This is a genomic window from Ruegeria sp. H7, assembly GCF_056532945.1.
In genome coordinates this window covers 86203-109514 of the sequence record NZ_JBQFNZ010000007.1, presented here as the reverse complement: position 1 = coordinate 109514, position 23312 = coordinate 86203, and the positions used below count along the sequence as shown (strand labels likewise).

The following is a 23312-nucleotide window of genomic DNA, read 5'->3' as shown; positions in this document are numbered from 1 at the left end:
GCGTCGATCAATATTCCAGTCGATGAAGCGCGCGATTCTGCGTCGCGGCAAAGGTATTGAGAGAAGGAGGCCAGCATGGCTTTGGACACCGAAAGCGGTATCGCGTCGTACGAGGCACCCGAAAAGGACCTCTATGAGATGGGGGAAATCCCTCCGATGGGGTTTGTGCCCAAGCAGATGTATGCCTGGGCAATCCGGAAAGAACGTCATGGTGAGCCCAACACCGCCATGCAGCAGGAAGTGGTCGATGTGCCGACCCTGGACAGCAACGAAGTGCTGGTTCTGGTTATGGCTGCGGGCGTGAACTATAACGGCGTCTGGGCTGCACTGGGTCAGCCGATCAGCCCGTTTGACGGCCACAAGGCACCCTATCACATTGCGGGTTCCGATGCGTCGGGCATCGTCTGGGCCGTTGGCGACAAGGTCAAGCGCTGGAAAGTCGGCGACGAGGTTGTCATCCACTGCAACCAGGACGATGGCGATGACGAAGAATGCAACGGCGGCGATCCGATGTATTCGCCCAGCCAGCGCATATGGGGTTACGAGACACCCGACGGCTCGTTCAGCCAGTTCACCCGCGTGCAGGCACAGCAGCTGATGCCGCGCCCCAAGCACTTGACCTGGGAAGAGGCCGCCTGCTACACGCTGACGCTGGCCACCGCCTACCGGATGCTGTTCGGTCACGAGCCGCATGACCTGAAACCCGGTCAGAACGTTCTGGTCTGGGGTGCCTCGGGTGGTCTGGGGTCTTATGCGATCCAGCTGATCAACACCGCAGGTGCAAATGCGATCGGTGTGATCTCGGACGAAAGCAAGCGTGACTTTGTCATGGGTCTGGGTGCCAAGGGCGTTCTGAACCGTAAGGACTTCAACTGCTGGGGTCAATTGCCCACCGTGAACACTCCGGAATATGCCGAGTGGTTCAAAGAGGCCCGCAAATTCGGCAAGGCGATCTGGGACATCACCGGCAAAGGCAACAATGTCGACATGGTGTTCGAACATCCGGGCGAAAGCACCTTCCCGGTCTCGACCTTCGTGGTCAAGAAAGGCGGCATGGTTGTGATCTGCGCCGGCACCACCGGCTTCAACTGCACCTTCGACGTGCGCTATATGTGGATGCACCAGAAGCGCCTGCAGGGCTCGCACTTTGCGCATCTGAAACAGGCCGCAGCCGCGAACAAGCTGATGGTCGAGCGTCGTCTGGATCCCTGCATGTCCGAAGTGTTCTCGTGGAATGATCTGCCCGAGGCGCATATGAAAATGCTGCGCAACGAGCATAAACCGGGCAACATGTCGGTACTGGTTCAGGCCCCGCGGACCGGCATGCGCACCCTGGAAGAAGTGTTGGACGCGCGCCCCTAATCTGCCCGCAAAACAGACAAGAAACACCCGCGAATCGGCCTTTCGGTTCGCGGGTGTTTTGCGTTTTTCACCCGCCCTTCGGCCTTTCAACAGGTTGCAAAATCACCCCTCGCTGTTTTTGGGGAGTAGAAACCGGTGAATAGGCTGAAAAAGATCATACATGTTATGGTTGTGTTAACCCTTCGTTAACTGTTTCAGAGAGACCCTGATGGCGCAAAATGAGTGGATTTTGGACGTATTGTCGGACCTCAACGCGTTCGCCGTTGCGAATGGGTTAACCGCCTTGGCCGAGCAGCTGGATGATACACGGCTGATCGCTGCAGCCGAGATCGCGTCCATGAAGGATGAGGCACGGGCGCCCGCGGATGGGAACAGAACTCGATTTGGGTCAGATCCTGCAGGATTTGGAAAACACCAGCACGCTTGACGAGCTCAGCGCGGTTGCATTTCGACTACGTGACCGTCTGAAGGTCGCACATCTGACCTATCACTGGGTGGACGGGGCCGGGGATCAATACGGTTGTACCACCTATTCCGATGACTGGGATGAACGGTATCGGGAAAAGAACTACCACCGCATCGACCCTGTCATTCTGGGCTGTTTCCAGCGGTTTCACCCGGTCGACTGGAAGGCGTTGGACTGGTCGAGCAAAGTGGCCAAGGTCTTTCTTCAGGACGCACTGGCGCACGGGATCGGCAACCAGGGCTATTCGATTCCGATCCGGGGGCCCAACGGGCAATTCGCGCTGTTCACCGTGAACCACAGTTGCGACGATCAGACCTGGCAGGATTTCATCTCGACCTACGGGCAACAGCTGATCCTGGTGGCGCATTACATCAATCGCAAAGCGCTGGAGTTTGAAAAGGACAGGCAGCCCGAGTCGACGCGTGGCCTGTCACCCAGAGAGATCGACGCGATTACCCTGCTGGCGCTTGGATATAGCCGCGCGCAGGTGGCCCATTCGCTATCGATTTCCGAGCATACTTTGCGGGTTTATATCGAAAGCGCGCGGTCGAAACTGGGCGCGCAGAACACAACGCACGCCATAGCCACAGCACTCAGCCGCGGGTTAATAGTGGTTTAAGCAACGTACGGTCCTCGAACAGTTAATTAACCACGTCTCTGTACCCCTTTCGTTCTTAAAAGAACGACGAGGGGAACACGTCATGTTGCGTTATCTGTATGCTGACGAGCTGCATAAATTTCCGATTCTGGCCGAGGGGATGTTTCGCGATCGCGCAGATCAGTTCAAAACCCGTTTGGGTTGGGACGTGCACGTTAACGAAAAAGGGGAAGAGCGGGATCAATATGACGATCTCAATCCGCTCTATGTCATCTGGGAAGAACCCGATGGCAGCCATGGGGGATCGATGCGGGTGCTGCCCACAACTGGCCCTGTGATGGTGAACGAAGTTTTTGGCCATCTGAACGAGGGCGAGCCGATCTGCAGCCCCTTGATCTGGGAGGTGACGCGCTTTTGCCTGTCCCGAACCGCCAGCCCGCATACCGCCGGGGCCATCATGCTCAGCGGGGGCGAGATGATGGAAGGGTTCGGCCTGACCCATATCGCCGGGGTGTTCGATGCGCGGATGATACGCATCTATCGCATGATCGGCTCGTCCCCGATCGTTCTGGGGACAGAAGGCAAGGGGCGCGATCAGATCTCGGTCGGGCTGTGGCCCTATTCGGCAGATGACTGCAATCGCGTGGCAGCGCGTGCGGGCATCCCCCGCGACCTGTCGCGCCTGTGGTTCAGGACTGCTTTTGGCCCCGGCAGACGGCACCGGTTTGCCTTGTCTGCCTGACGGCGGCGAAAACGGCATTCCGCATCTGGTGGTGGCTGGCGCGGCCTTGTAGGGTCGCGCCATGTCTTTGCCCAATGTGACCTTCTCAGACGATCAGGCCGCCGCATATGACAGCATCGCCGAGATGCTGCGCTCAGCCGGTGTGGACCTGGAAGATGATGCGCTGCTCAAACTGCCGGGGGCCGGAAAATCCGGTGTGATGGCGGTGATCGGCAAGGCGGGGTCGGGCAAGACCCTGTTGCTGGCAGAGCTGTACAAGGCCCTTGCCGAAACCGGCGTTCAGATCGTGTCGGGCGACTATGAAAGCCGTAAATCCAGGGACAAGCGCACGCTTGCGATTCTGGCCCCCACGAACAAGGCCGCCAGCGTCCTGCGCCTGCGCGGTGTTCCGGCCACAACCATCCACCGCATCCTCTATACGCCGGTCTACGACCCAGAATACGAGCGCATTGCAGAATGGCTGGCCGGAAATGACGACCGGCCCGAGATCGAGGGCCTGACAGATGAGGCGCTGGACCGCGCAGCGGCGTTTTATGAGAACAACAAATCAATTCCAGGCGCGTTGGCGGCTGCGGGGTTGCGTGGATCGGATTTCATCACTGGCTGGAAGCGCCGGGATGAGCCGCTGGATATTGGCTTTGTCGACGAAGCCTCGATGCTGGATGACAGGCAATTCGAAGACCTGAAAGAGATCTTCCCGACCCTGCTGATGTTCGGCGATCCCGCTCAGCTTGCCCCGGTCAACCAATCCGGCAGCATGGTGTTCGAGGCGCTGCCAGAGCCGCGCAAGCTGGTGCTGCACCGGGTCCACCGGCAGGACGCGGATAACCCGATCCTCGATCTGGCCCATGCGTTGGCCGATCCGTCCATGGGGTTCGAAGATTTCGAGCGTCTGGTCGAAGACACCGCCCGCCGCGATGATCGTGTGGTCTGGGGCCAGCGGGTCGAGGTTGATCTGATGGCCCGCAGCCCGGTTCTGGTCTGGCGCAATGCAACGCGCATCCGGCTGATCCAAGCGTTCCGGCAGGTCCATGGTGCGCCGGATACCGAGTTGCTGGAAGGCGAACCTCTGATCTGTGACGGGATCGAACTGCCTTTGAAACACCGCAAGAAGCGGCTGGATCTTGAGGCGCGCGGGCTGATCAAGGGCGCTCAGGTTGTCTATCTTGGGCCGGGGCGCAAGCCGGGGTTTTCGCGCTTGCATGTGATGGGGGCCGAGGACCCTCAGGTCAGTGCAGCGTCGATTGTGCAGATCGAAAAACCGGACGAAGAAGAACCGTTCATCCCTTATGCTGCCCGCATGGGGGCGACGTTTCTGCACGGCGCGGCGGTGACGATCCACAAGGCGCAAGGGTCTCAATGGGACACGGTGCAGGTCTTTGCACCAGACATCTATGCAGCGGCCCGGATGGGCCGGACCGAGGCCGGGCAGCCACTGTGGAAACGGCTGGCCTATGTGGCCATCACACGGGCGCAGGAGCGGCTGATCTGGGTGGTGCGCAACCGACTGTCGAAACCCACCCATCCGCTGCGCGTGGACGACCTGCGCGCGGTCCCTGCGGCATCCCTGACATTGGAGGCGGAAGAGACATGAAAACCATCATCGTCACTGGCGCAAGCTCGGGCATCGGGCAGGCCACGGCCGAGTTGTTTCTGGCCGAGGGTTGGATGGTCGGCCTGCTGGCCCGCAGCGAAGACAAGCTGGCCGCCATGGCCGACGGTCAGCCGCGCGCTGTACCATTGGTTGCGGATGTGACGGACCCCATCGCCGTGGCCCGCGCCTTTCGGTCCTTTGCGAACCGGGCCGATCGGCTGGACGTGCTGTTCAACAACGCGGGCATCTTTGCCCCCGGCGGCACAATCGACGAAATCGCGCTGGAGGATTGGTACCAAAGCGTCAACGTGAACCTCAACGGGATGTTCCTGTGCGCGCGTGAGGCGTTTCGGATCATGCGCAGCCAGGCGCCACAAGGGGGGCGGATTATCAACAACGGCTCGATAGCGGCCTATGTTCCACGCCCAAACTCGGTGCATTACTCGGCCACGAAACATGCCATCACCGGGCTGACCCGCAGCCTGTCATTGGATGGGCGCGACTTAGGTATCGCTTGCGGTCAGATCGACATCGGAAACGCCCGCACGCAGATGGTTCAGGGGCTGGTCGATGCGGCCGTCGCAAACGGCGAAACGCCGGACCCGACAATGGACGTGCAGGACGCGGCGCGATCTGTCTTGCACATGGCCAATCTACCGCCCGAGGCGAACGTGCAGTTCATGACCGTGATGGCTACCACGATGCCCTATATCGGGCGGGGCTAAGCGTTACTTCTCGCGCAGCAGACGGAAAGCGGTTGATGCGCCCCAACCCGCCGCAATGGCGATGACCAGCGACATCAGGCCGTAAAGAACAGGTTGCTGGCGGGACATGTTGTACAGAAACCGCTCCAGCCCCACCTTGCGCACGTCGATGGTGGTTTCGTATTGCGAGACAACCTCACCCCCCCGGGTCAGGTAAATCCGCGCCACATAATCGCCCTCGGTCAGGTCAGCGGGCATCGCGATCGAGGTGCGAAACAGGGTTTGTTCGTCCACCGCGACCGTATTTTCCCGAATCGAATACAGGTCTTCGTTTTCACGAATCCGCACCACCGCATCGGCAAATTCCTGAGCGCCCCGAATATGCATCGCCGCCCCGACCGAGCGGATCGCCCGTTCGATGGAAATGCGATAGCGCAGATCTTCGGTGTCGGTGATGATCTCGTCAAATGGCGCGCTTGTGGCGACGGCATAGAAGCTGGGGGCAAGATCGACCAGAACGCTGTCGGTGTTGACCCAGATACCGAACCTGCGTTCCTTGCGCCGCACCGTGATCGGTTCGGACGGGCCTGCGACGGACACGATGACCTCAAGCGGGGGCCCTTCGGGGATCGGGGCCTCGCGCTTGATGGCGCCGAAGATCAGGATCTCGGAGCCGTCAAAATTGGCGGTGATGGCAACACGGTCCTGGCTGAGACCCAGAACAACCTGTTCCTCGGCTGCGGCGGCGGGCAGGCACAACAGGCACAAAGCGGCGATCAGAGGGCGCAACATTCTCAGTGCCCTCCGCTGTCGCCAAGCGAGAACAGCTCGGTCGGTTCCAGTAGCAGGTCCAGCGCCAGCTTGCCGCAGACGACCAGAACCAGCGCGGCCAGCAGAACACGCAATTGCTCGGCCGGCATACGCGCGCCGATCACGGTGCCGATCTGCGCGCCGATGACACCTCCGACCAGCAAAAGCACCGCCAATACCACGTCAACGGTGTAGTTGGTGGTGGCGTGCAGCATGGTGGTGAAGGCGGTGACAAAGATGATCTGGAACAGCGAGGTGCCAACCACGACCTTGGTCGGCATGCCCAGCAGGTAGATCATCGCGGGCACCATGATGAAACCGCCGCCGACGCCCATGATCGCGGACAGAACGCCCACGCACAGTCCGACCAGAACCGGCGGAATGACCGAGATGTAAAGGCCCGAGGTCCGAAAGCGCATTTTGAACGGCAACGCATGCACCCAGCCGCGCTGTCTGCGCTTGGCTGGGGTGGCGTTGCCCTTCTTTACGCGCCGAAGCGCGCGCAGGCTTTCGACGAACATCAGGCTGCCGATAACGCCCAGAAATACGACGTAGCACAAGGTGACCAGCAGATCGACCTGACCCAGCCCCTTGAGGTAGTTGAAGATCACCACACCCAGGGCCGCGCCTATCAGGCCGCCTGTTAGAAGCACCGTGCCCATCTTCAGATCGACCGTCTTTCGTCGGAAATGCGCCAGCACGCCCGAGAAGGACGAGGCGACGATCTGGTTGGCTTCGGTCGCAACTGCGACGGCAGGCGGGATGCCGATGAAGAACAGCAGAGGCGTCATCAGAAAGCCGCCCCCAACACCGAACATTCCGGACAGGATGCCGACCACCCCGCCCAGCCCTAACAGAAGAAAGGCATTCACGGAGACTTCGGCGATGGGAAGGTAGATCTGCATGTTGTCTTCTAGTCGGGCGAATGGGGCCAGTTCAATGCGACAAAGCCGCGATCAATTGGGATGGTTAAACACCGGAATTTGTACGTTTCCGTGACAGCCTGGCAGCGTATCGAGGTGATCTGTAGACCCCTGGTCACGCTGCTGTCTGGCAAAGGAAACACGCACATACCCTTTTAGAGCGGTTGCGGCATGCAAAATCAACTGTGCATGCCGCTCTGCAGCAAACAGGACCCAGAATTGTCTCGAAACTGGACTTATCAGCGTTCCTTTACATAGGGCTCACCACCCGCGCGGGGCGGTACGGCCTTGCCAACGAACCCGGCCAGAATGACGACGGTCAGGATATAGGGCAGGGCGTCCATCACCTGAACGGGAATCACTACGCCGCCCAGATCGATATTCTGGAACCGCAGCGCAACGGCTTGCAGCAGGCCGAACAGCAGACAGGCCCACATGGCATGCCACGGGCGCCATTTCGCGAAGATCAGTGCGGCCAGCGCAATAAAGCCCCGGCCTGCGGTCATCTCTTTGACGAATCCGGCCTGCAGCGCGGTCGCCAGATACGCCCCTGCAATACCGCAGAGCACGCCACAAATGGCCACAGCGGCAAAGCGCAGACCGACCACTGAGACGCCAGCCGTATCCACCGCCGCCGGGTTTTCACCCACCGCCCGCAGGCGCAAACCGAACCGGGTGCGATACAGGATCCACCAGGTCAGCGGCACCATCAGAAAGGCGATGTAAACCAGAATCGAATGGCCCGACAGCAGCTCGGAGTAAATCGGGCCGAGAATTGGCACACCGCTCAGCGCTTCGGCAAAGGGAAACTCGATAGGCTCGAACCGGCCTTGCCCAAACAGGGACGGGGTGCGTCCGCCCTGCTGGAACCAGCTTTGGGCGATCAGTACGGTCAGGCCCGAGGCCAGAAAGTTGATGGCAACGCCCGAGATCAGCTGATTGCCCCGGAAGGTGATCGAGGCCACCCCGTGCAGCGCTGACAGGACCAGCGACGCGCCGATCCCTGCCAAAAGGCCCAGCCAGACCGAACCGGTTACGGCAGCGACGGCGGCCGAGAAAAAGGCTGACATCAGCATCTTGCCCTCAAGCCCGATGTCGAAGATACCCGCGCGTTCCGAATAAAGCCCGGCCAGACAGGCCAGCAGCAGCGGCGTGGCCAGACGGATAGTCGAATCGAGGACCTGGATGAGGGTAACGAAGAACTCCATCACTCAGCCCCCTTCCGCAGACCCAGGAACAGCTTTTCAAGCGGCATGCGCACCATATTGTCGAGCGCTCCGGTGAAAAGGATGACCAGCGCCTGAATGACGACGATCAGTTCCCGCGGGATCGAGGTCCACAGCGCCAGTTCTGCGCCGCCCTGATACAGGAAGCCGAACAGCAGCGCCGCAAGGAACACGCCGAACGGGTGCGACCGGCCCATCAGGGCCACAGCGATGCCGATAAAGCCCGCGCCTTCGGTTGAATTCAGAACCAGCCGTTCCGCCTCACCCATCACGTTGTTGATTGCCATCAGACCCGCCAGCGCCCCCGAGATCAGCATGGCGATGATGGTGATGCGCACAGGCGAGATACCGGCATAAACGGCCCCGGTTTCCGAATGGCCATAGGCGCGAATTTCATAGCCCAGCCTTGTGCGCCAGATCAGGGCCCAGACGATCACACAGGCCAGAATCGCCACGAAGAACGAGATATTCGCAGGTGCTCCCCGGAACATCACATTCTCGGCGGTTGAGAACATCGACTGGAAAGTCGGCAGGTGGACCGCCTCGGGGAAGCGCGCGGTCGCCGGGTCTTGCGAGCCCTGTGGGCGCATCACATTGACCAGCATGTAGTTCAGGAAGGCAGCGGCGATGAAGTTGAACATGATCGTTGTGATCACGATATGGCTGCCGCGCTTGGCTTGCAGATAGGCCGGGATCGCGGCCCATGCCGCGCCAAACAGCATCGAGGCGGCACAGGCGGCCAGCAGGGCAATGCTCCAATGCGGCCAGGGGACATACAAGCAGACCATGGCAACGCCAAGCCCGCCCAGCATTGCCTGACCTTCGCCCCCGATATTGAACATCCGCGCGTGGAACGCGACGGCCACGGCCAATCCGGTGAACATGAAGTTGGTGGCGTAGTATAGCGTATAGCCCCAGCCATAGGTCGATCCCAGCGCGCCGGTGACCATCAGGTTCACGGCCTCGACCGGGTTTTCTCCGATGGCCAGAATGACCAGCGCCGAAAGGATTGCGGCCAGTAGAAGGCTGATCACCGGGATCAGCACGACATCGGCCCATTTGGGCATTTTATCCATGTTACGCGGCCTCTCCCGCAACACCGGCCATCAGCAGGCCCAGTTCTTTTTCATCCGTCTCGGCGGGCAGACGTTCGCCCATGATATGTCCGTCAAACATCACTGCGATCCGGTCGGACAGTGAGAAGATTTCCTCCAACTCGACCGAAACCAGCAGGATGGCCTTGCCCTGATCGCGCAGGGCGACGATCTGTTTGTGAATGAACTCGATCGCGCCAATATCGACACCTCGGGTCGGCTGGCCGACCAGCAGCAGGTCGGGATTGCGCTCAATCTCGCGCGCGACGACGATCTTTTGCTGGTTCCCCCCCGAAAAGCTTTTGGCCGTCAGCCAGCCATTCGGTGGGCGGACATCGAATTTCTCGATCTTCGCTTCGGTATCGGCGCGCAGGGCGGCGTTGTCCATGAAGATGCCACGCTTGTAAGCCGGGTCGCGGTGATAGCCGAAGGCCACGTTTTCCCACGCGTGGAAGTCCATGATCAGACCTTCGCGCTGCCGATCTTCGGGCACATGGGCAATGTGCTGCGCGCGCCGCGCCTGTCCATCCGACCCCGCCCCGCTGAGCGGCAGCGGCACGCCGTTCAGCTTGATCGAGCCCTGACCTGGGCGCATCCCGCCCAGAACCTCCAGCAGTTCAGACTGACCATTGCCCGCGACACCGGCAATGCCCACAATCTCGCCCGCCCGGACGGTCAGGTCGATCCCTTTGACCCGCTCAACACCGGCGCTGTCAAAGACTTGCAGGTTTTCGATCTCCAGAATCGGTTTGCCCGGCTTTGCAGGCACTTTATCGACCTGCAGCAGAACCTTGCGGCCCACCATCAGCTCGGCCAGTTCTTCGGGGCTGGTCTCGGACGTCTTGACGGTGGCCGTCATCTGCCCGCGCCGCATGACCGAAACGGTATCGGTGTTCTCCATGATCTCGCGCAGCTTATGGGTAATCACGATGATCGTTTTCCCCTCGGCCCGCAGCCGGTCGAGGATGCGGAACAGCTGGTCCGCCTCGGACGGCGTCAGAACGCCGGTGGGTTCGTCGAGAATCAGAATCTCGGCCCGGCGGTACAGCGCCTTGAGGATCTCGACCCGCTGTTGCATGCCCACACCGATCTCGTCGATGCGTTTGTCGGGGTCCACGAACAGCTCGTACTCTTCTTCTAGCGCTTTCAGTTCCTTACGCGCCTTGGCCAGCGACGGCGCCAGCATGCCGCCATCCTCGGCCCCCAGAACGATGTTTTCCAGAACGGTGAAGTTTTCGACCAGCTTGAAATGCTGGAACACCATCCCGATGCCCGAGGCAATCGCCGCCTGACTGTCCGGAATCTCGGTCTTGGTGCCGTTGATCCAGATCTCGCCTTTGTCGGCTTTGTAAAACCCGTAGAGGATGCTCATCAGCGTGGATTTGCCCGCACCGTTTTCACCGATAATCCCATGGATCGTACCGGGGGCGACGCTGATGGAAATGTCTTTGTTGGCCTGAACCGGCCCAAAGGCTTTGGAAATCCCTTTGAGCTCAATGGCGGGGACGGTCATGTCGTGTCCTCAATTGCCGAAGGGACCGCGCAACCGGCGCGGCAGAAGGAAAAAGCGAGGCGAAAGAGACCCTCCGCCCCGCATGGGTTTTAGAATTGCAGTGCCGGGCAGCTGTCGTTCTCGTAGTAGCTGACAACCGAGACATTGCCGTCGATAATGTCGCGCCGTGCGCTTTCGATGGCCGAGCTCATTTCTTCGGTGACCAGCTCTGCGTTGTTTTCGTCCATTGCGACGCCAACGCCTTCTTCGGCCAGACCCATCGAGAAGACACCGGTTTGCAGGTCTTCACCCGCCTTCATGGCGTCATAAACGGCAACATCCACGCGCTTGAGCATCGAGGTCAGCACTTTGCCCGGATGCAGGTGGTTCTGGTTGCTGTCCACGCCGATCGACAGGATGCCTTCGTCGGCTGCGGTTTGCAGAACACCAACGCCGGTGCCGCCTGCGGCCGCATAGATCACGTCAGCGCCCTGACTGATCTGCGCCTTGGTCAGTTCCGAACCCTTCACCGGGTCGTTCCATGCCGCGGGGGTGGTGCCGGTCATGTTGGCGACAACTTCGATATCCGGGTTCACGGCCTTGGCACCTTGGGCGTAACCGCAGCCAAAGTGGCGAATCAGCGGGATGTCCATGCCGCCGATAAAGCCAACGGTGCCCGACTGGGACGCCATCGCTGCCATCATGCCGACCAGATACGATCCTTCATGTTCCGCAAAACCGATCTGACGGATATTCGGAGCCTCCAGCCAGGTTACGTCAACCGCAACAAACTTGGTGTCCGGGTAATCACCGGCAACAGCGGCCAGCGGATCGGCCATGGCAAAGCCCATGGTGATGATCGGGTTGGCACCGGCTTCGGCAAAGCGGCGCAGGGCCTGTTCGCGCTGGGCTTCCGACTGAAGCTCGATCTCGCGGTAGGTTTTGCCGGTTTGATCTGCCCAACGCTGTGCGCCGTTATGTGCGGCTTCGTTGAACGACTTGTCAAACTTGCCACCCAGGTCAAAGATCAGCGCCGGTTCGGCCAGGGCTGCGCCAGCTGTCAGTGCGACCGCCGCAGCGGCACCCATCAGAGATTTCATGAGGGTCATTTCTTACTCCCGTTGTTTTTGTCGTTGGTCCAAGGCCAAGGATAGCCCCGATTACCCACTCAGAGCGAGCATAACTGTTGTGATGGCGGGAATTAAGGATGTTTGCAACAGGTGGGGTCAATAGATTTTTGACCGTTTGGTCCGAAAATTGCCACTTACCGTCAGGGCAGGGCGCATTCCATGACAATTGCGTCGCAGTTTGGCCCGTTTTCTCGGCGGTAGTAGCCCTTGCGCTGACCACACACCCGGTATCCGCAGCGATGGTATAGCGCGATTGCGGGCCGATTGTCGGCGGCTACGTCCAGAAACGCCCGTATCGCGCCCAGTTGCGCGGCCTTTGCGTGCCAGTCGTTCATGCATTGCAGGCCCAGCCCCTGCCGTTGATGGCTGGGGTGAGTCGCGATGGTCAGCAACTCCGCCTCATCCGCAATCACCTGAAACAGGGCGAAGGCTTTGGGCGTTCCGATGCAGTGGGTGAACGGGTTGGCCAGCAGGTCAGCGAACTCGGACGCCGTCCAAGGACGGGATTGGGTGAAAGCGGCGGCATGTGTTGCGGCCAGATCCCGAGGTGTCATTCGTCCAGCAAGACCGGAGGTGTGTCGCTGGACGGTGCCGCATCGGCGGGGCGAACGTATAAAGGCGCAGGCGGCAGGGTTTCGGTGTCCCATCGACGTGCTGCAACCCGCGCAATGGCTTGCGCCTGTGCTGCCGGGTCGGGGCAGAAGTAGAGCGGCCCCAATACCTTGGCCTCTTCCAGCGGTATCAGGCGTGCGGGCGAGTCAGCCGTTTGCACATAGACCTGATCGCGCGGTGCCACGACGGCCGGGATATGGTCGTCCGGAGCTATGTCGGCCAATGCGTCAAAACCAGACACGCCCACGGCGGGGACGTTCAGGCCCAAGGCCAGCCCCCGTGCTGCCGATACCGAAATGCGAATGCCGGTAAAGTTTCCCGGCCCGACGCCCACGCCAATGGCGTCCAGATCTGCCCAGCTACAGCCCGCTTGCGCCAACACCTCTTCCAGCAGGGGCATCAGCCGTTCGGCCTGTCCGCGTGAAATGGCCTCGGCCACGGATACGACGATCTGTCCACCCCGCAGCAAAGCGGCCGCGCAATGCGCGGCCGATGTGTCAAATGCCAGTATTGTCGGGTCAGACGGCAACCGGACGAACCTCGGTCACTTCGGGGATGTAGTGGCGCAGCAGGTTCTCGATACCCATTTTCAGGGTCAGTGTGGACGAGGGGCACCCGGCGCAAGCGCCCTGCATATGCAGGTAAACCACGCCCCGGTCAAAGCCGTGGAAGGTGATGTCACCACCATCCTGTGCCACTGCGGGGCGCACACGGCTGTCCAGCAACTCTTTGATCTGGTTGACGACTTCTGCATCTTCGCCGGTATGCTCCGCATGACCGGATGCCGTTGTCGCGTCCGCACCCATAACAGGTTGACCGGACTGGTAGTGTTCCATCACCGCGCCAAGGATGGCGGGTTTGATGTGGTCCCACTGCACGTCATCCGATTTGGTCACGGTGACAAAGTCGTTCCCGAAGAACACGCCGGTCACGCCGTCAACGCCGAAGATGCGCTTGGCCAGAGGGGATTTCTCACCTGCTTCAGCGGTTGGAAAATCGGCTGTTCCCGCCTCAAGCACCGTCTGGCCGGGCAAAAACTTCAATGTGGCCGGGTTTGGGGTGGATTCGGTCTGAATGAACATGGGACAGCTCCGTTTAGGGTGTCTTTGATATGCGCGTCGCAGTCGGGGAAGTCAAGATTTGGAACTATTCTAAATTGAGGCGGCGTAGCCCAGCGCCTGATCCAGCCGGTCATCGCCCCAAAAAAGCTCATCCCCGACCAGAAAGCTGGGCGCGCCAAAGATACCTGCCGCCTTGACCCGATCCGTTTGCTGAAACAGCGCGGCCTTGACGTCCGGGTCCGCCGTTCGCTGCAACAGATCAGACGGCAGACCCGCATCGCGCAGACAGTCCAGCAGAGTCCCTTGATCCGAAATGTCGCGACCCTGACCAAACTGGGCGCTGTAGACGGCACGGACAAAACGCGCCTTTTGGTCCGGCGGGTCGATGGCCAGAACCAAACGCGCCGCGTGCAGGCCGTTCTGCGGGAACGGGTCCGGGCGTTGAAACGGCAAGGCGCGCGCATCGCATAACCGCTCCATATCCCGCCACATATAGCGGCCTTTGGCGGGGTAGAGGTTGAAGGGCGACGTGGTCCAGCCCTGATCGGCAAAGATCGGCCCCAACAGGAACGGTTGCCAGTTCACGGTCACGCCCTTGGCGGTGGCGGCCTGTTCGATGCGCATGGCGCTGAGATAGGAATAAGTCGAGGCGAATTCGAACCAGAAGTCGACCGCCGCCCCCATATCAGGTGATTTCTTCCAGCTTTTCCTTGCTCAGATCGCCGGGCACGATCGTGATCGGGATCGGCAGGCTGCCCGAGTTCTTCGTCAATTGCGTAACCAGCGGGCCGGGCCCCTTTTTGTCGGTGCCCGCCCCCAGAACCAACACGCCGATTTCGGGGTCGGACTGCACATGTTCGATGATCTGAGGCACCGGATCGCCTTCGCGGATCGCCAGTTCCGGCTCGACGTGTTGTTTGTCGCGCATCCACTTGGCGAACACTTCGTAATGCGCGTGGATACGTTCGCGCGCTTCTTCGCGCATGACCTCGGCCACACCGATCCAGTGGTTAAACTCGTCCGGCGGGATGACCGACAGGATCGTGACGCCGCCGCCGGTATGGGCCGCGCGCATTGCGGCAAAGCGCATCGCATTCAGGCATTCACGGCTGTCATCCAGTACGACCAGGAACTTGCGCATGGGTGTCCTCATTCTTTTTTGGGGATGATGCCCGACCGATTGCGCGCTGGCAACTCGGGCAATGCCCACATATTCAGCTAGCGATCGCTGGCAGCCCAATCCCAATAAAGACCACGGGCGCGGCGGGCAATAGGGCCAATCTGAAATTGCGTGTCGTCCAGCGCGGTTACCGGCGTCACCTTGTTCATGTTCCCGGACATGAACACCTCATCCGCCTGATGGAAATCGTCAAAGCCCAGAATCGTTTCGTGCACGATAACGCCATCGGCGCGCAGGTTCTTGATGTGACGCGCGCGGGTGATCCCTGCCAAAAAAGTGCCGTTGGGGATCGGGGTAAAGACCTCTCCGTCCCGGACCATGAAGATATTGGCGGTTGCGGTCTCGGCCACATTGCCCATCGCGTCCGCAACCAGTGCGTTCGAGAACCCTTTGGAGCGCGCCTCCTGCAGCATGCGGGCGTTGTTGGGGTAAAGGCATCCGGCCTTAGCATGCACAACGGCAGATTCCAGAACCGGCCTGCGAAAACGTGTGGTTGTCAGCGTGGTCGAGGCCGTCTCGGGCGCCATCGGAATCTCTTCCAGGCAAATTGCGAAACCGGTGCTGTTTTCCTTTGGAACAATGGCAGTGGCGTCACCATCGATCCCCCAATACATCGGGCGAATATAGACGCCTGTGTCCGGGCCGTAGGCCTGCAGCCCGTCGCGTACCAGATCGACCATTTGTTCTGGCGTCACCGTCGGCGTCAGCATCAGCGCCTCAGCCGAGCGGTTCACGCGGGCGCAATGGGCCAGAAGATCCGGGGCCATGCCTTCGAAATACCGCGCCCCGTCAAATACTGACGAGCCCAGCCACGCGCCATGGTCGGCGGCACGCATGATCGGAGAGTCCCCATCGTGCCATTGGCCTTCGAAATAGGTGCGGATATTCTTGCCGGTTGCCATGACGCCCTCCCCAAGCTTTGGGCAAACCTAGGAGGGCGTCAGGCGAAGGTCCAGTGTAATCAGCGCGATGCTGCGCCGACCATACCCACAATGTCGTAGGTCTGGCGCAGGATCGGCGCGGTGATTTCGCGCGCGCGTTCAGCGCCACGTGCCAGAATGCGGTCGATCTCGGCCTGATCGTTCATCAGCCGCGCCATCTCGGACGAGATCGGCGACAGTTTCTCGACCGCCAGTTCCGCCAGCATCGGTTTGAACTCACCGAACTGTTTGCCGCCCACATCTGACAGCACCTGTTCCGCGCTTTGATCCGCAAGAGCGGCGTAGATGTTCACCAGATTGCGCGCCTCGGGGCGGTCTTCCAGACCATCGGGTTCTGACGGCAGCGCGTCCGGGTCGGTTTTGGCCTTGCGGATTTTCTTGGCGATCGTGTCGGCATCGTCGGTCATGTTGATCCGGCTCATATCCGAAGTGTCGGATTTGGACATCTTCTTGGACCCGTCGCGCAGGCTCATGACCCGCGTCGCCGCGCCTTCGATCACCGGTTCGGTAATGGGGAAGAAATCCACACCGAAATCGTTGTTGAACTTGATCGCGATGTCGCGCGTCAGTTCCAGATGCTGTTTCTGGTCCTCGCCCACCGGAACATGGGTCGCGTGATAGATCAGAATGTCGGCAGCCATCAGCGACGGGTAGGCAAACAAACCCAGCGAGGCATTCTGCTGGTTTTTGCCCGCCTTGTCCTTCCACTGAGTCATCCGCTGCATCCAACCCATCCGGGCGACACAGTTGAAGATCCAGCCAAGCTGCGCGTGCTCAGGCACCTGGCTTTGGTTGAACAGGATCGACTGTTCCGGATCAATGCCCGCAGCGATGAACCCGGCGCATAGCTCGCGGGTGTTGTGGGACAGCGCAGCGGGGTCTTGCCAGACGGTGATGGCGTGAAGGTCGACCATGCAATAGATGGTTTCGAACTCTGGCCCCTGCATGTCCACAAAGCGCTTCATCGCCCCCAGATAATTGCCCAGGGTCAGCCCGCCCGAAGGCTGGATGCCGGAAAACACGCGCGGCGTGAATTGGGTCTGGGTCATCGAAGGGAACTCCCGTCTGGAAAAATCAGCCCTCGTCGCTTACCCATGAGGGTCAGGGACGTCAACAGCCGCGAAAGGCCCGCCCAATATGAGCAGTGAGCATTACACACCCGCCGTGAACCCCCTGCCGCCCGTCGTGGTGGCGCTGGTTCTGTTCATCATCGGGATCGAACTGGCCTTCACGCTGGGCGCGCGCGGGCTGGTCGGAGGGCCAGGTGCAGTAGGCTGGCGGTTGGATGCGCTGCAGAGCTACGCCTTTTCGGCGGATATTTTCGACTGGATGGTGCTGAACGGTCGCTGGCCGTTCGAGCATGTCATCCGTTTCGTGACCTATCCCTTTGTCTCGACCAATTTCACCCAAGCGGTGTTCGTCTGCGTCTTCGTGCTGGCCATGGGCAAGATGGTCGGAGAGGTCTTTGGCGGCTTTCCGATGCTTTTGATCTTTGTGCTGTCCGGCGTGGGTGGCGCGCTGGCCTATGCGTTGATCCTTGATCCTTCGTATCCCTTGGTCGGAGGCTTCCCACCGGTCTACGGATTGATCGGTGCCTTCACATGGCTGCTATGGCGCAAGCTGTCTCTGGTCGGCGAAAATCAGGCACGGGCTTTCCAGTTGATCGCCGTGCTGATGGGTATTCAACTGCTCTTTGGGTTGCTGTTCGGCGGGACGTCCGATTGGGTGGCCGATCTGGGTGGGTTTGCCACCGGTTTCGGACTGTCCTTCTTCCTGGCCCCAGGCGGTTGGGCCCGGATCAAGGGCCGCATTCGGCGGGATTGATCAGGACCGGCGCAGGGCGCGCTTGAACTCGGACAGTTTGAATGCGCCCAACAAATGGCCAAGCGCGAAATACGCAACCGCCGCCACGACGATCAGCGCCAGTAACGCAATATAGCGCCAGCCCGCCAGCGCGAAGGCCCAGCCGAACAGGTGGATTGCGGCAAACAGCACCACGCCCATTCCGATGGAAGCCGCAACAATCCGCCATGCGCGCAGTTTGAACCGGTCATCAAACCGCGCTTCGTCCCCCATGCGCCGCGCACCGATGGCCAGCAGGGCAACCATCGCCCATCCGGCAACCGACGCTGCAATGGCGGGTGCGATCCATCCGACCACAGGGTATAGACCAAAGGCCAAAGCCGCATTGATGATCATGGCAACGACAGCATAGCGGAAGGGGGATTTTGTATCCTCGCGCGCGAAATACAGCGGTTGCAGCAGTTTCTGCAGCATGAAGGCCGGAAGCCCGACGCCGTAGATCGCCACGGCGAGCGCTGTGGCGGCGGTATCCTCGGCGCTGAACTGGCCGCGCTCGAACAGAACTGAAACCAAGGGTATCGGGATGATCAGAAACGCCACGGTCGAGGGCAGCGTGAGCAGCAACATGAACTCGCCCGCGCGCGAGAAGGCGTTGCGCGCACCTTCCTTGTCGTCGGCGCGCAGACGGCGGGACAGGTCGGGCAGCAAGACAATGCCGATGGCAATTCCGACAACGCCCAGAGGCAACTGATACAGACGATCAGCGGCAAACAACCAACTGACGGCTTTCTCGGTCTTGGATGCCACCAATTGACCCACCACCAGATTGACCTGCGTAACCCCCATGGCCAACGCGGCAGGGACCGCAATGCGAACCATGTTGCGCATTTCGGGTGTCAGGCGCGGCAGGCCCACGCGGATACGGATACCCGCGCGCTCGGTCGCGACCCAGACCAGAGCCAGTTGAGCGACCCCGGCGACAGGGATCACGGTGATGAGCCAGCGAATGACCTCACCGCCGGACAGCGCGCCGAAGATAAGGGCCGAGCACGCAAAGATGTTCAGCAAAACGGGCGCGGCGGCGGCAGCGGCAAAGCGGCCCGTCGCATTCAGCACGCCCGAAAACAAGGCCGCCAATGACATGAACAGGATGTAAGGAAAGACGACGTAACCGTAATCGACGGCCAGATCGAACCTCTCATCGCCATAGAACCCTTCGGCCGTCAGCCACACAAGGCCCGGCATGAATGCCATTGCCAGACCGACCAGAACCAGCACGGCTGCGCCAAGCAGGTTGAATGCATCCTGTGCGAACCCTTCGGCGTTTTCACCGCCTTCAAGACGTTTGGAAAACATCGGGACAAAGGCCGCGTTGAACGCCCCTTCGGCGAAAAACCGTCGGAACATATTGGGCAGGCGGAACGCAGCCACAAAGGCGTCCATAACCGGCCCCGGGCCGATATAGGCGGTCAGCAGAATCTCTCGCAGAAAGCCCAGGATACGGCTGGCCAGAGTCCAGAACCCAACCGTGAAGAAACCCGAGAACAGCCGGATCTGCTTCATGAGGCCGCGCGCTCGGCGCCTTCGGTGATGGCAGTGCGCAGCTTGGCCTCAAGTCCGCGCTGTTTGCTTTCCGAGTGGTATTTCAGCCCGAACATATCCTTGACATAGAAGGTATCCACCACCTGTTCGCCATAGGTCGCGATCACGGCGTTGGCGATATAGACATTGGCCGCCGCCAGCGTCCGCGTCAGGTCATAGAGCAGGCCGGGCCGGTCGCGGGTATCAACCTCGATGATCGTGTAGATCTCGGACCCGTCATTGTCGAAGGTGATATGGGTCGGCACGTTGAACGCGCGCTCGCGCTTCTTGATCTTGTCGCGTGATTTCAGCGCCTCGCGGGCGACAACCTCGCCCTTTAGGGTCTTGTGGATCATCTGCGTCAGACGCGGCAGGCGCGCGGCCTCGAAGGGGTGGCCCTCGGCGTCCTGTATCCAGAATGCGTCTGTCACATAGCCGTCCTTGGTCGTATAGCTGCGCGCGTCCACCACGTTGGCCCCGACCAGTGCCAGAGCGCCCGCAATCCGCGCAAAGATACCGGGGTGGTCGCCCATGGCAAAGCAAGCCCGGGTCGCGTCGCGATCCTCGTCCGGGTGCAGACGGATTTCGACTTCGCCCGGATCACCGCTGCGATCCAGCGCGCGCAGCATGTCCGCAAATTCGACATGGGTCGCCACGTTCAGACCCTGCCAATAGGGTGCGTAATGCCGTCCGGTTTCGACCTTGAGGTCGGCCTTGGACCAATCCGCAAGCTGGGCCCGCAGCGCCTTTTTGGCCTCGGTCCCGCGATTGGCGCGGTTCAGGTCCTCCATCCCGGTCTCAAGCGCGCGCTTGGTTTCGGCATGCAGGGCCCGCAACAGGGTGGCTTTCCAGTTGTTCCAGGTGGTCGGCCCGACGCCGCGAATGTCGCAGACCGTAAGCACGGTCAGCAAATCCAGCCGCTTGACCGTCTGCACGGCTTTGGCAAAGTCCCTCACGGTGCGCGGGTCAGAAATATCGCGTTTCTGCGCCATGTCGGACATCAGAAGGTGATAGCGCACCAGCCATTCGACCGTCTCGGAATCCCCCTTGTTCAATCCAAGTCGGGGGGCCACCTTGCGCGCGATCTGCGCCCCCAGGATCGAGTGATCCTCGGGCCGCCCCTTGGCGATATCGTGCAGCAGCAAGGCCACATAAAGAACCTTGCGGTTGACCCCACCCTTCAGGATCGAGGATGCCAGAGGCAACGACTCCATCAACTCTTCGCGCTCGATCTGGGCCAGGTTCACGATGCACTGAATGGTATGCTCGTCCACCGTATAGCTGTGATACATGTTGAACTGCATCATCGCGACGATGGGCTCGAACTCGGGCAGGAAAGCCGATAGCACGCCCAGTTCGTTCATCCGCCGCAAGGCCCGTTCCGGGTTGCCGTGTTTCAGCATCAGGTCCAGGAAAATGCGCCGCGCTTCTTTGTCGTTGCGCATGTCCTCGTCGATCAGATGCAGGTTGGCCGTTACCAGCAGCATTGCGTCGGGATGGATTAACATACCGGTCCGCAACCCCTCTTCGAACAGGCGCAACAGGTTCACCTTGTCTGCCAGAAACGCGTCCGGATCGGCGATGTTCAGACGCCCGTGCACAACGCTGTAGCCCTGCTTGACCCTCGGGCGACGCCGGAAGATCCGTTCAAGCAATGGGGCACCTTTCACATGCGCGGCTTCCAGCTTGGTCAGGAAGATCCGCGTCAGCTCGCCCACGCGCGTCGCCTCGCGGAAATAGCGCTGCATGAACACCTCGACACCGCGCCGACCGGCCCTGTCTTCGTAGCCCATTCGCGCCGCGACCTCGACCTGCATGTCAAAGGTCAGCTGTTCCGTCGCACGCCCCGTCACCAGATGCAGATGAGAGCGCACGGCCCACAGGAAATCCTCGGCCTCGACAAAGGTCTTGAATTCTTCAGGTGTGAACAGACCCAGCGGCACAAGCTCGGCCACATCCTGAACGCCGTAGATGTATTTTGCGATCCAATACAGCGATTGCAGGTCGCGCAGCCCGCCCTTGCCTTCTTTCACACTCGGTTCGACCATATAGCGCTGGCCCTGTTTCAGGTGGCGTTCGTCGCGTTCCTTTAGTTTGGCCTCGATGAACTCGCGCTCGGTCCCTTTGAACAGGTCGGATTTCAGCTTGTTGTCCAACTCCTCCGCCAGGGCCGTGTCACCGGCCAGATAGCGCTGTTCCAGCATCGCGGTGCGGATGGTGAAATCTTCGGTTCCCAACCGCAGGCAGTCTTTGATGGTGCGAGAGGAATGCCCCACCTTGAGCCGCAAATCCCACAGGATGTAGAGCATGGATTCAATCACGCTCTCGGCCCAGGCGGTGATCTTGTAAGGCGTCAAAAACAGCAGATCGACATCCGAGGCCGGGGCCATTTCGCCCCGCCCATATCCGCCAACGGCCAGAACGGCGATCCGTTCGCCTTGCGTCGGGTTGGCCAGCGGGTGCAGACGCTCGCTGGACACGCGCATCGCCGTGCCGACCAGTTGATCGGTCAGGTGCGTATAGGATCGGGTCAGAGGCCGCGCATCAAACGGGCGCGCCGCAAACGCATCCGCAATGGCCTTGCGCCCGGTCTTCTGCGCATGCCGCAGGATTCGCACGGTTTCCGAACGGATCGCGGCATTGTCCGCGCAGGCTTCAAATGCAGACGCCAGCTGCTTAGTCACACTGGCGCTGTCGAAAATATCCTCGGCGGGGCAGATCAGCACGGTGTCGGGCGCGGCAACCAGACCGGGTCGATCAGAAACCGGCGCCAGAGAAGCTTTGTGGGGCAGGGTCAATCACAACCACCTGTTTGTTCTGGATCGTGGCGACGGCCAGACCGCGTTCGTTGGTGCCGTTCGGACGCAGACGGAAGATGCCGCCGACGCCCTGGAAACCGGCGTTCTGTGTCAGGGCCGCCCCGGTCAGCGCGTCGGATTTGCCTTGCGAGACCAGTGCGCCGATGGCCGCGATGCCGTCATAGGCCAAGCCACTGATAGGATGCGGGGCCTCGCCGTAGGTCGCGTTATAGCGCTGGCGGTAGGCTTGTGCCTTGGAGGGGTCCGGCAGGGCGAACCAACCGCCCTGAACACCCGGCAGTTCCAGCGTTTGCGGTGGGATGTCCCAGCGGGTCAGGCCGATGAATTGCGTCGTGGCCGGTGAAACGCCTGCCTCTGGCAGAAGCTGGGTGAACAGGGGCAACGCACCGGCCGTTGTTGCTGTCAGGAACAACGAGTCCGCGCCCGACGAATCCACTGTTGCCTTGACGGTGGGAACCGCGTTGATCACCCCTTGTTGCGAGCGGTCATAGCCCACAGTGCCCGCGTTGTTGACCGGGCTGGAGTTCAGCGCATTGGCAATGGCCGACTGGCCCAACTGGCCCGCCGCGTCATTGCTGTGCACAATTACGGTGCCGGTTTTACCTTGCGAGCCTGCATAGTTCACCAACCGGTTTGCGGTGTTCTGGAATGTGGGACCAAGCACGTAGACATTACCGCCCGCGATGCTGGTGTTGTTCGAAAAGGACAGAACATTGACGTTGTTGTTCAGCACGGCCAGCCCGGCCGCGTTGGCCGCTTGTGCGTAGACCGGTCCGATGATGATCTTGGCCCCGTCCGACACGGCCTGCTGCGCAACAACGGATGCGGTGCCCGCGTTTCCGGCAGTGTCATAGACCCGCAGGTCGATCTGAACGTTCGGAAGGTCGTTCATCGCCAGTCGCGCCGCGTTCTCAAGGCTGCGCGCCAGTGCGGCGTCTCCCGCCTGACCTGACCCGCTTGGAACCAGCAGGGCGACCGGGACAGGTTTCGATGTGTTGATCGATGGCCCGCCGCCCAAACCGCCAACTTCACAGGCAGCCAGAAACGCCATGGTGGCCAGGGCAGCAGCGGCCTTCGCCAGCTTGCTTACGGGCTTGCAAACGGTAAACATCTAAAAGAAAACTCCCTGATCCGGCGGCGACGGGCGCTGCTATTCTATCGAGCCGCGATAATA

General features: G+C 60.7%; 22 protein-coding genes. 6 read left to right on the top strand and 16 right to left on the bottom strand.

Annotated elements, in window-relative coordinates:
- Window positions 1-75: 75 nt before the first annotated feature.
- From ccrA to ACR0AC_RS15445, 5 genes are all read left to right on the top strand, one after another.
- Window positions 76-1362 carry a crotonyl-CoA carboxylase/reductase gene (gene ccrA / locus ACR0AC_RS15465; RefSeq protein ID WP_170455623.1) on the top strand — a complete coding sequence of 429 codons (1287 nt, stop codon included), beginning with the start codon at window positions 76-78 and terminating at the stop codon, window positions 1360-1362.
- A 365-nt stretch (window positions 1363-1727) separates the two neighbouring features.
- Window positions 1728-2447: a LuxR family transcriptional regulator gene (locus ACR0AC_RS15460; protein ID WP_170455622.1), complete on the top strand. Its 720-nt coding sequence runs from the start codon at window positions 1728-1730 to the stop codon at window positions 2445-2447.
- A gap of 82 nt (window positions 2448-2529) precedes the next feature.
- Entirely contained in the window at window positions 2530-3168 is a 639-nt protein-coding gene (locus tag ACR0AC_RS15455) for an acyl-homoserine-lactone synthase (protein WP_480585723.1), read from the top strand.
- Window positions 3169-3229: 61 nt separating this feature from the next.
- Window positions 3230-4762 carry an ATP-dependent DNA helicase gene (locus ACR0AC_RS15450; RefSeq protein ID WP_480626998.1) on the top strand — a complete coding sequence of 511 codons (1533 nt, stop codon included), beginning with the start codon at window positions 3230-3232 and terminating at the stop codon, window positions 4760-4762.
- Window positions 4759-5487: an SDR family oxidoreductase gene (locus ACR0AC_RS15445; RefSeq protein WP_170455616.1), complete on the top strand. Its 729-nt coding sequence runs from the start codon at window positions 4759-4761 to the stop codon at window positions 5485-5487. Before ACR0AC_RS15450 ends, ACR0AC_RS15445 begins: the two co-directional genes overlap by 4 nt.
- Before the next feature lie 3 nt (window positions 5488-5490).
- On the opposite strand, the gene ACR0AC_RS15440 is transcribed toward ACR0AC_RS15445, so the two are convergent.
- The 13 genes from ACR0AC_RS15440 to trpS all read right to left on the bottom strand — a co-directional run bounded on the left by ACR0AC_RS15440 (window position 5491) and on the right by trpS (window position 16984).
- The gene (locus tag ACR0AC_RS15440) at window positions 5491-6258 is read right to left on the bottom strand and encodes a TIGR02186 family protein (protein WP_170455614.1); all 768 of its coding nucleotides are present in this window, start codon (window positions 6256-6258) and stop codon (window positions 5491-5493) included.
- A 2-nt stretch (window positions 6259-6260) separates the two neighbouring features.
- Window positions 6261-7181: a sulfite exporter TauE/SafE family protein gene (locus tag ACR0AC_RS15435; RefSeq protein WP_480874603.1), complete on the bottom strand. Its 921-nt coding sequence runs from the start codon at window positions 7179-7181 to the stop codon at window positions 6261-6263.
- A 257-nt stretch (window positions 7182-7438) separates the two neighbouring features.
- Window positions 7439-8407 carry an ABC transporter permease gene (locus ACR0AC_RS15430; protein ID WP_170522285.1) on the bottom strand — a complete coding sequence of 323 codons (969 nt, stop codon included), beginning with the start codon at window positions 8405-8407 and terminating at the stop codon, window positions 7439-7441.
- The gene (locus tag ACR0AC_RS15425; RefSeq protein ID WP_170455607.1) at window positions 8407-9501 is read right to left on the bottom strand and encodes an ABC transporter permease; all 1095 of its coding nucleotides are present in this window, start codon (window positions 9499-9501) and stop codon (window positions 8407-8409) included. The genes ACR0AC_RS15430 and ACR0AC_RS15425 overlap by 1 nt, the downstream gene beginning before the upstream one ends.
- A gap of 1 nt (window position 9502) precedes the next feature.
- Window positions 9503-11032, bottom strand: a complete 1530-nt coding sequence (locus ACR0AC_RS15420) for an ABC transporter ATP-binding protein (protein ID WP_170623996.1) — start codon at window positions 11030-11032, stop codon at window positions 9503-9505.
- Window positions 11033-11121: 89 nt separating this feature from the next.
- Window positions 11122-12120: a BMP family ABC transporter substrate-binding protein gene (locus ACR0AC_RS15415; protein ID WP_170455603.1), complete on the bottom strand. Its 999-nt coding sequence runs from the start codon at window positions 12118-12120 to the stop codon at window positions 11122-11124.
- A gap of 161 nt (window positions 12121-12281) precedes the next feature.
- Complete coding sequence (locus ACR0AC_RS15410; protein WP_170623994.1) at window positions 12282-12695, bottom strand: GNAT family N-acetyltransferase; 414 nt, start codon at window positions 12693-12695, stop codon at window positions 12282-12284.
- Window positions 12692-13282 (bottom strand): tRNA (adenosine(37)-N6)-threonylcarbamoyltransferase complex dimerization subunit type 1 TsaB, encoded by a 591-nt coding sequence (gene tsaB / locus ACR0AC_RS15405; protein ID WP_480874597.1) that lies wholly within the window; start codon window positions 13280-13282, stop codon window positions 12692-12694. Before tsaB ends, ACR0AC_RS15410 begins: the two co-directional genes overlap by 4 nt.
- Complete coding sequence (locus ACR0AC_RS15400; protein WP_170455597.1) at window positions 13272-13835, bottom strand: NifU family protein; 564 nt, start codon at window positions 13833-13835, stop codon at window positions 13272-13274. Before ACR0AC_RS15400 ends, tsaB begins: the two co-directional genes overlap by 11 nt.
- A gap of 69 nt (window positions 13836-13904) precedes the next feature.
- Window positions 13905-14498, bottom strand: coding sequence for a 2-hydroxychromene-2-carboxylate isomerase (locus ACR0AC_RS15395; RefSeq protein ID WP_170455595.1), 594 nt, complete (start codon window positions 14496-14498; stop codon window positions 13905-13907).
- Window position 14499: 1 nt separating this feature from the next.
- Complete coding sequence (locus ACR0AC_RS15390) at window positions 14500-14955, bottom strand: universal stress protein (protein WP_480874594.1); 456 nt, start codon at window positions 14953-14955, stop codon at window positions 14500-14502.
- 77 nt (window positions 14956-15032) lie between these two features.
- Complete coding sequence (locus ACR0AC_RS15385) at window positions 15033-15896, bottom strand: branched-chain amino acid aminotransferase (RefSeq protein ID WP_480874591.1); 864 nt, start codon at window positions 15894-15896, stop codon at window positions 15033-15035.
- A gap of 59 nt (window positions 15897-15955) precedes the next feature.
- Window positions 15956-16984, bottom strand: coding sequence for a tryptophan--tRNA ligase (gene trpS / locus ACR0AC_RS15380; protein ID WP_480874589.1), 1029 nt, complete (start codon window positions 16982-16984; stop codon window positions 15956-15958).
- Window positions 16985-17072: 88 nt separating this feature from the next.
- On the opposite strand from trpS, the gene ACR0AC_RS15375 reads away from it, so the two are divergent.
- Complete coding sequence (locus ACR0AC_RS15375) at window positions 17073-17759, top strand: rhomboid family intramembrane serine protease (protein ID WP_480626995.1); 687 nt, start codon at window positions 17073-17075, stop codon at window positions 17757-17759.
- Here ACR0AC_RS15375 and murJ read toward each other — a convergent pair whose 3' ends face one another.
- From murJ to ACR0AC_RS15360, 3 genes are read right to left on the bottom strand one after another with little or no spacing between them, the layout of a single operon-like run.
- Window positions 17760-19301, bottom strand: a complete 1542-nt coding sequence (gene murJ, locus ACR0AC_RS15370) for a murein biosynthesis integral membrane protein MurJ (protein WP_480874587.1) — start codon at window positions 19299-19301, stop codon at window positions 17760-17762.
- Window positions 19298-22117 (bottom strand): [protein-PII] uridylyltransferase, encoded by a 2820-nt coding sequence (locus ACR0AC_RS15365; RefSeq protein ID WP_480874584.1) that lies wholly within the window; start codon window positions 22115-22117, stop codon window positions 19298-19300. Before ACR0AC_RS15365 ends, murJ begins: the two co-directional genes overlap by 4 nt.
- The gene (locus ACR0AC_RS15360; protein WP_480874581.1) at window positions 22077-23249 is read right to left on the bottom strand and encodes a penicillin-binding protein activator; all 1173 of its coding nucleotides are present in this window, start codon (window positions 23247-23249) and stop codon (window positions 22077-22079) included. The genes ACR0AC_RS15365 and ACR0AC_RS15360 overlap by 41 nt, the downstream gene beginning before the upstream one ends.
- Window positions 23250-23312 lie beyond the last annotated feature (63 nt).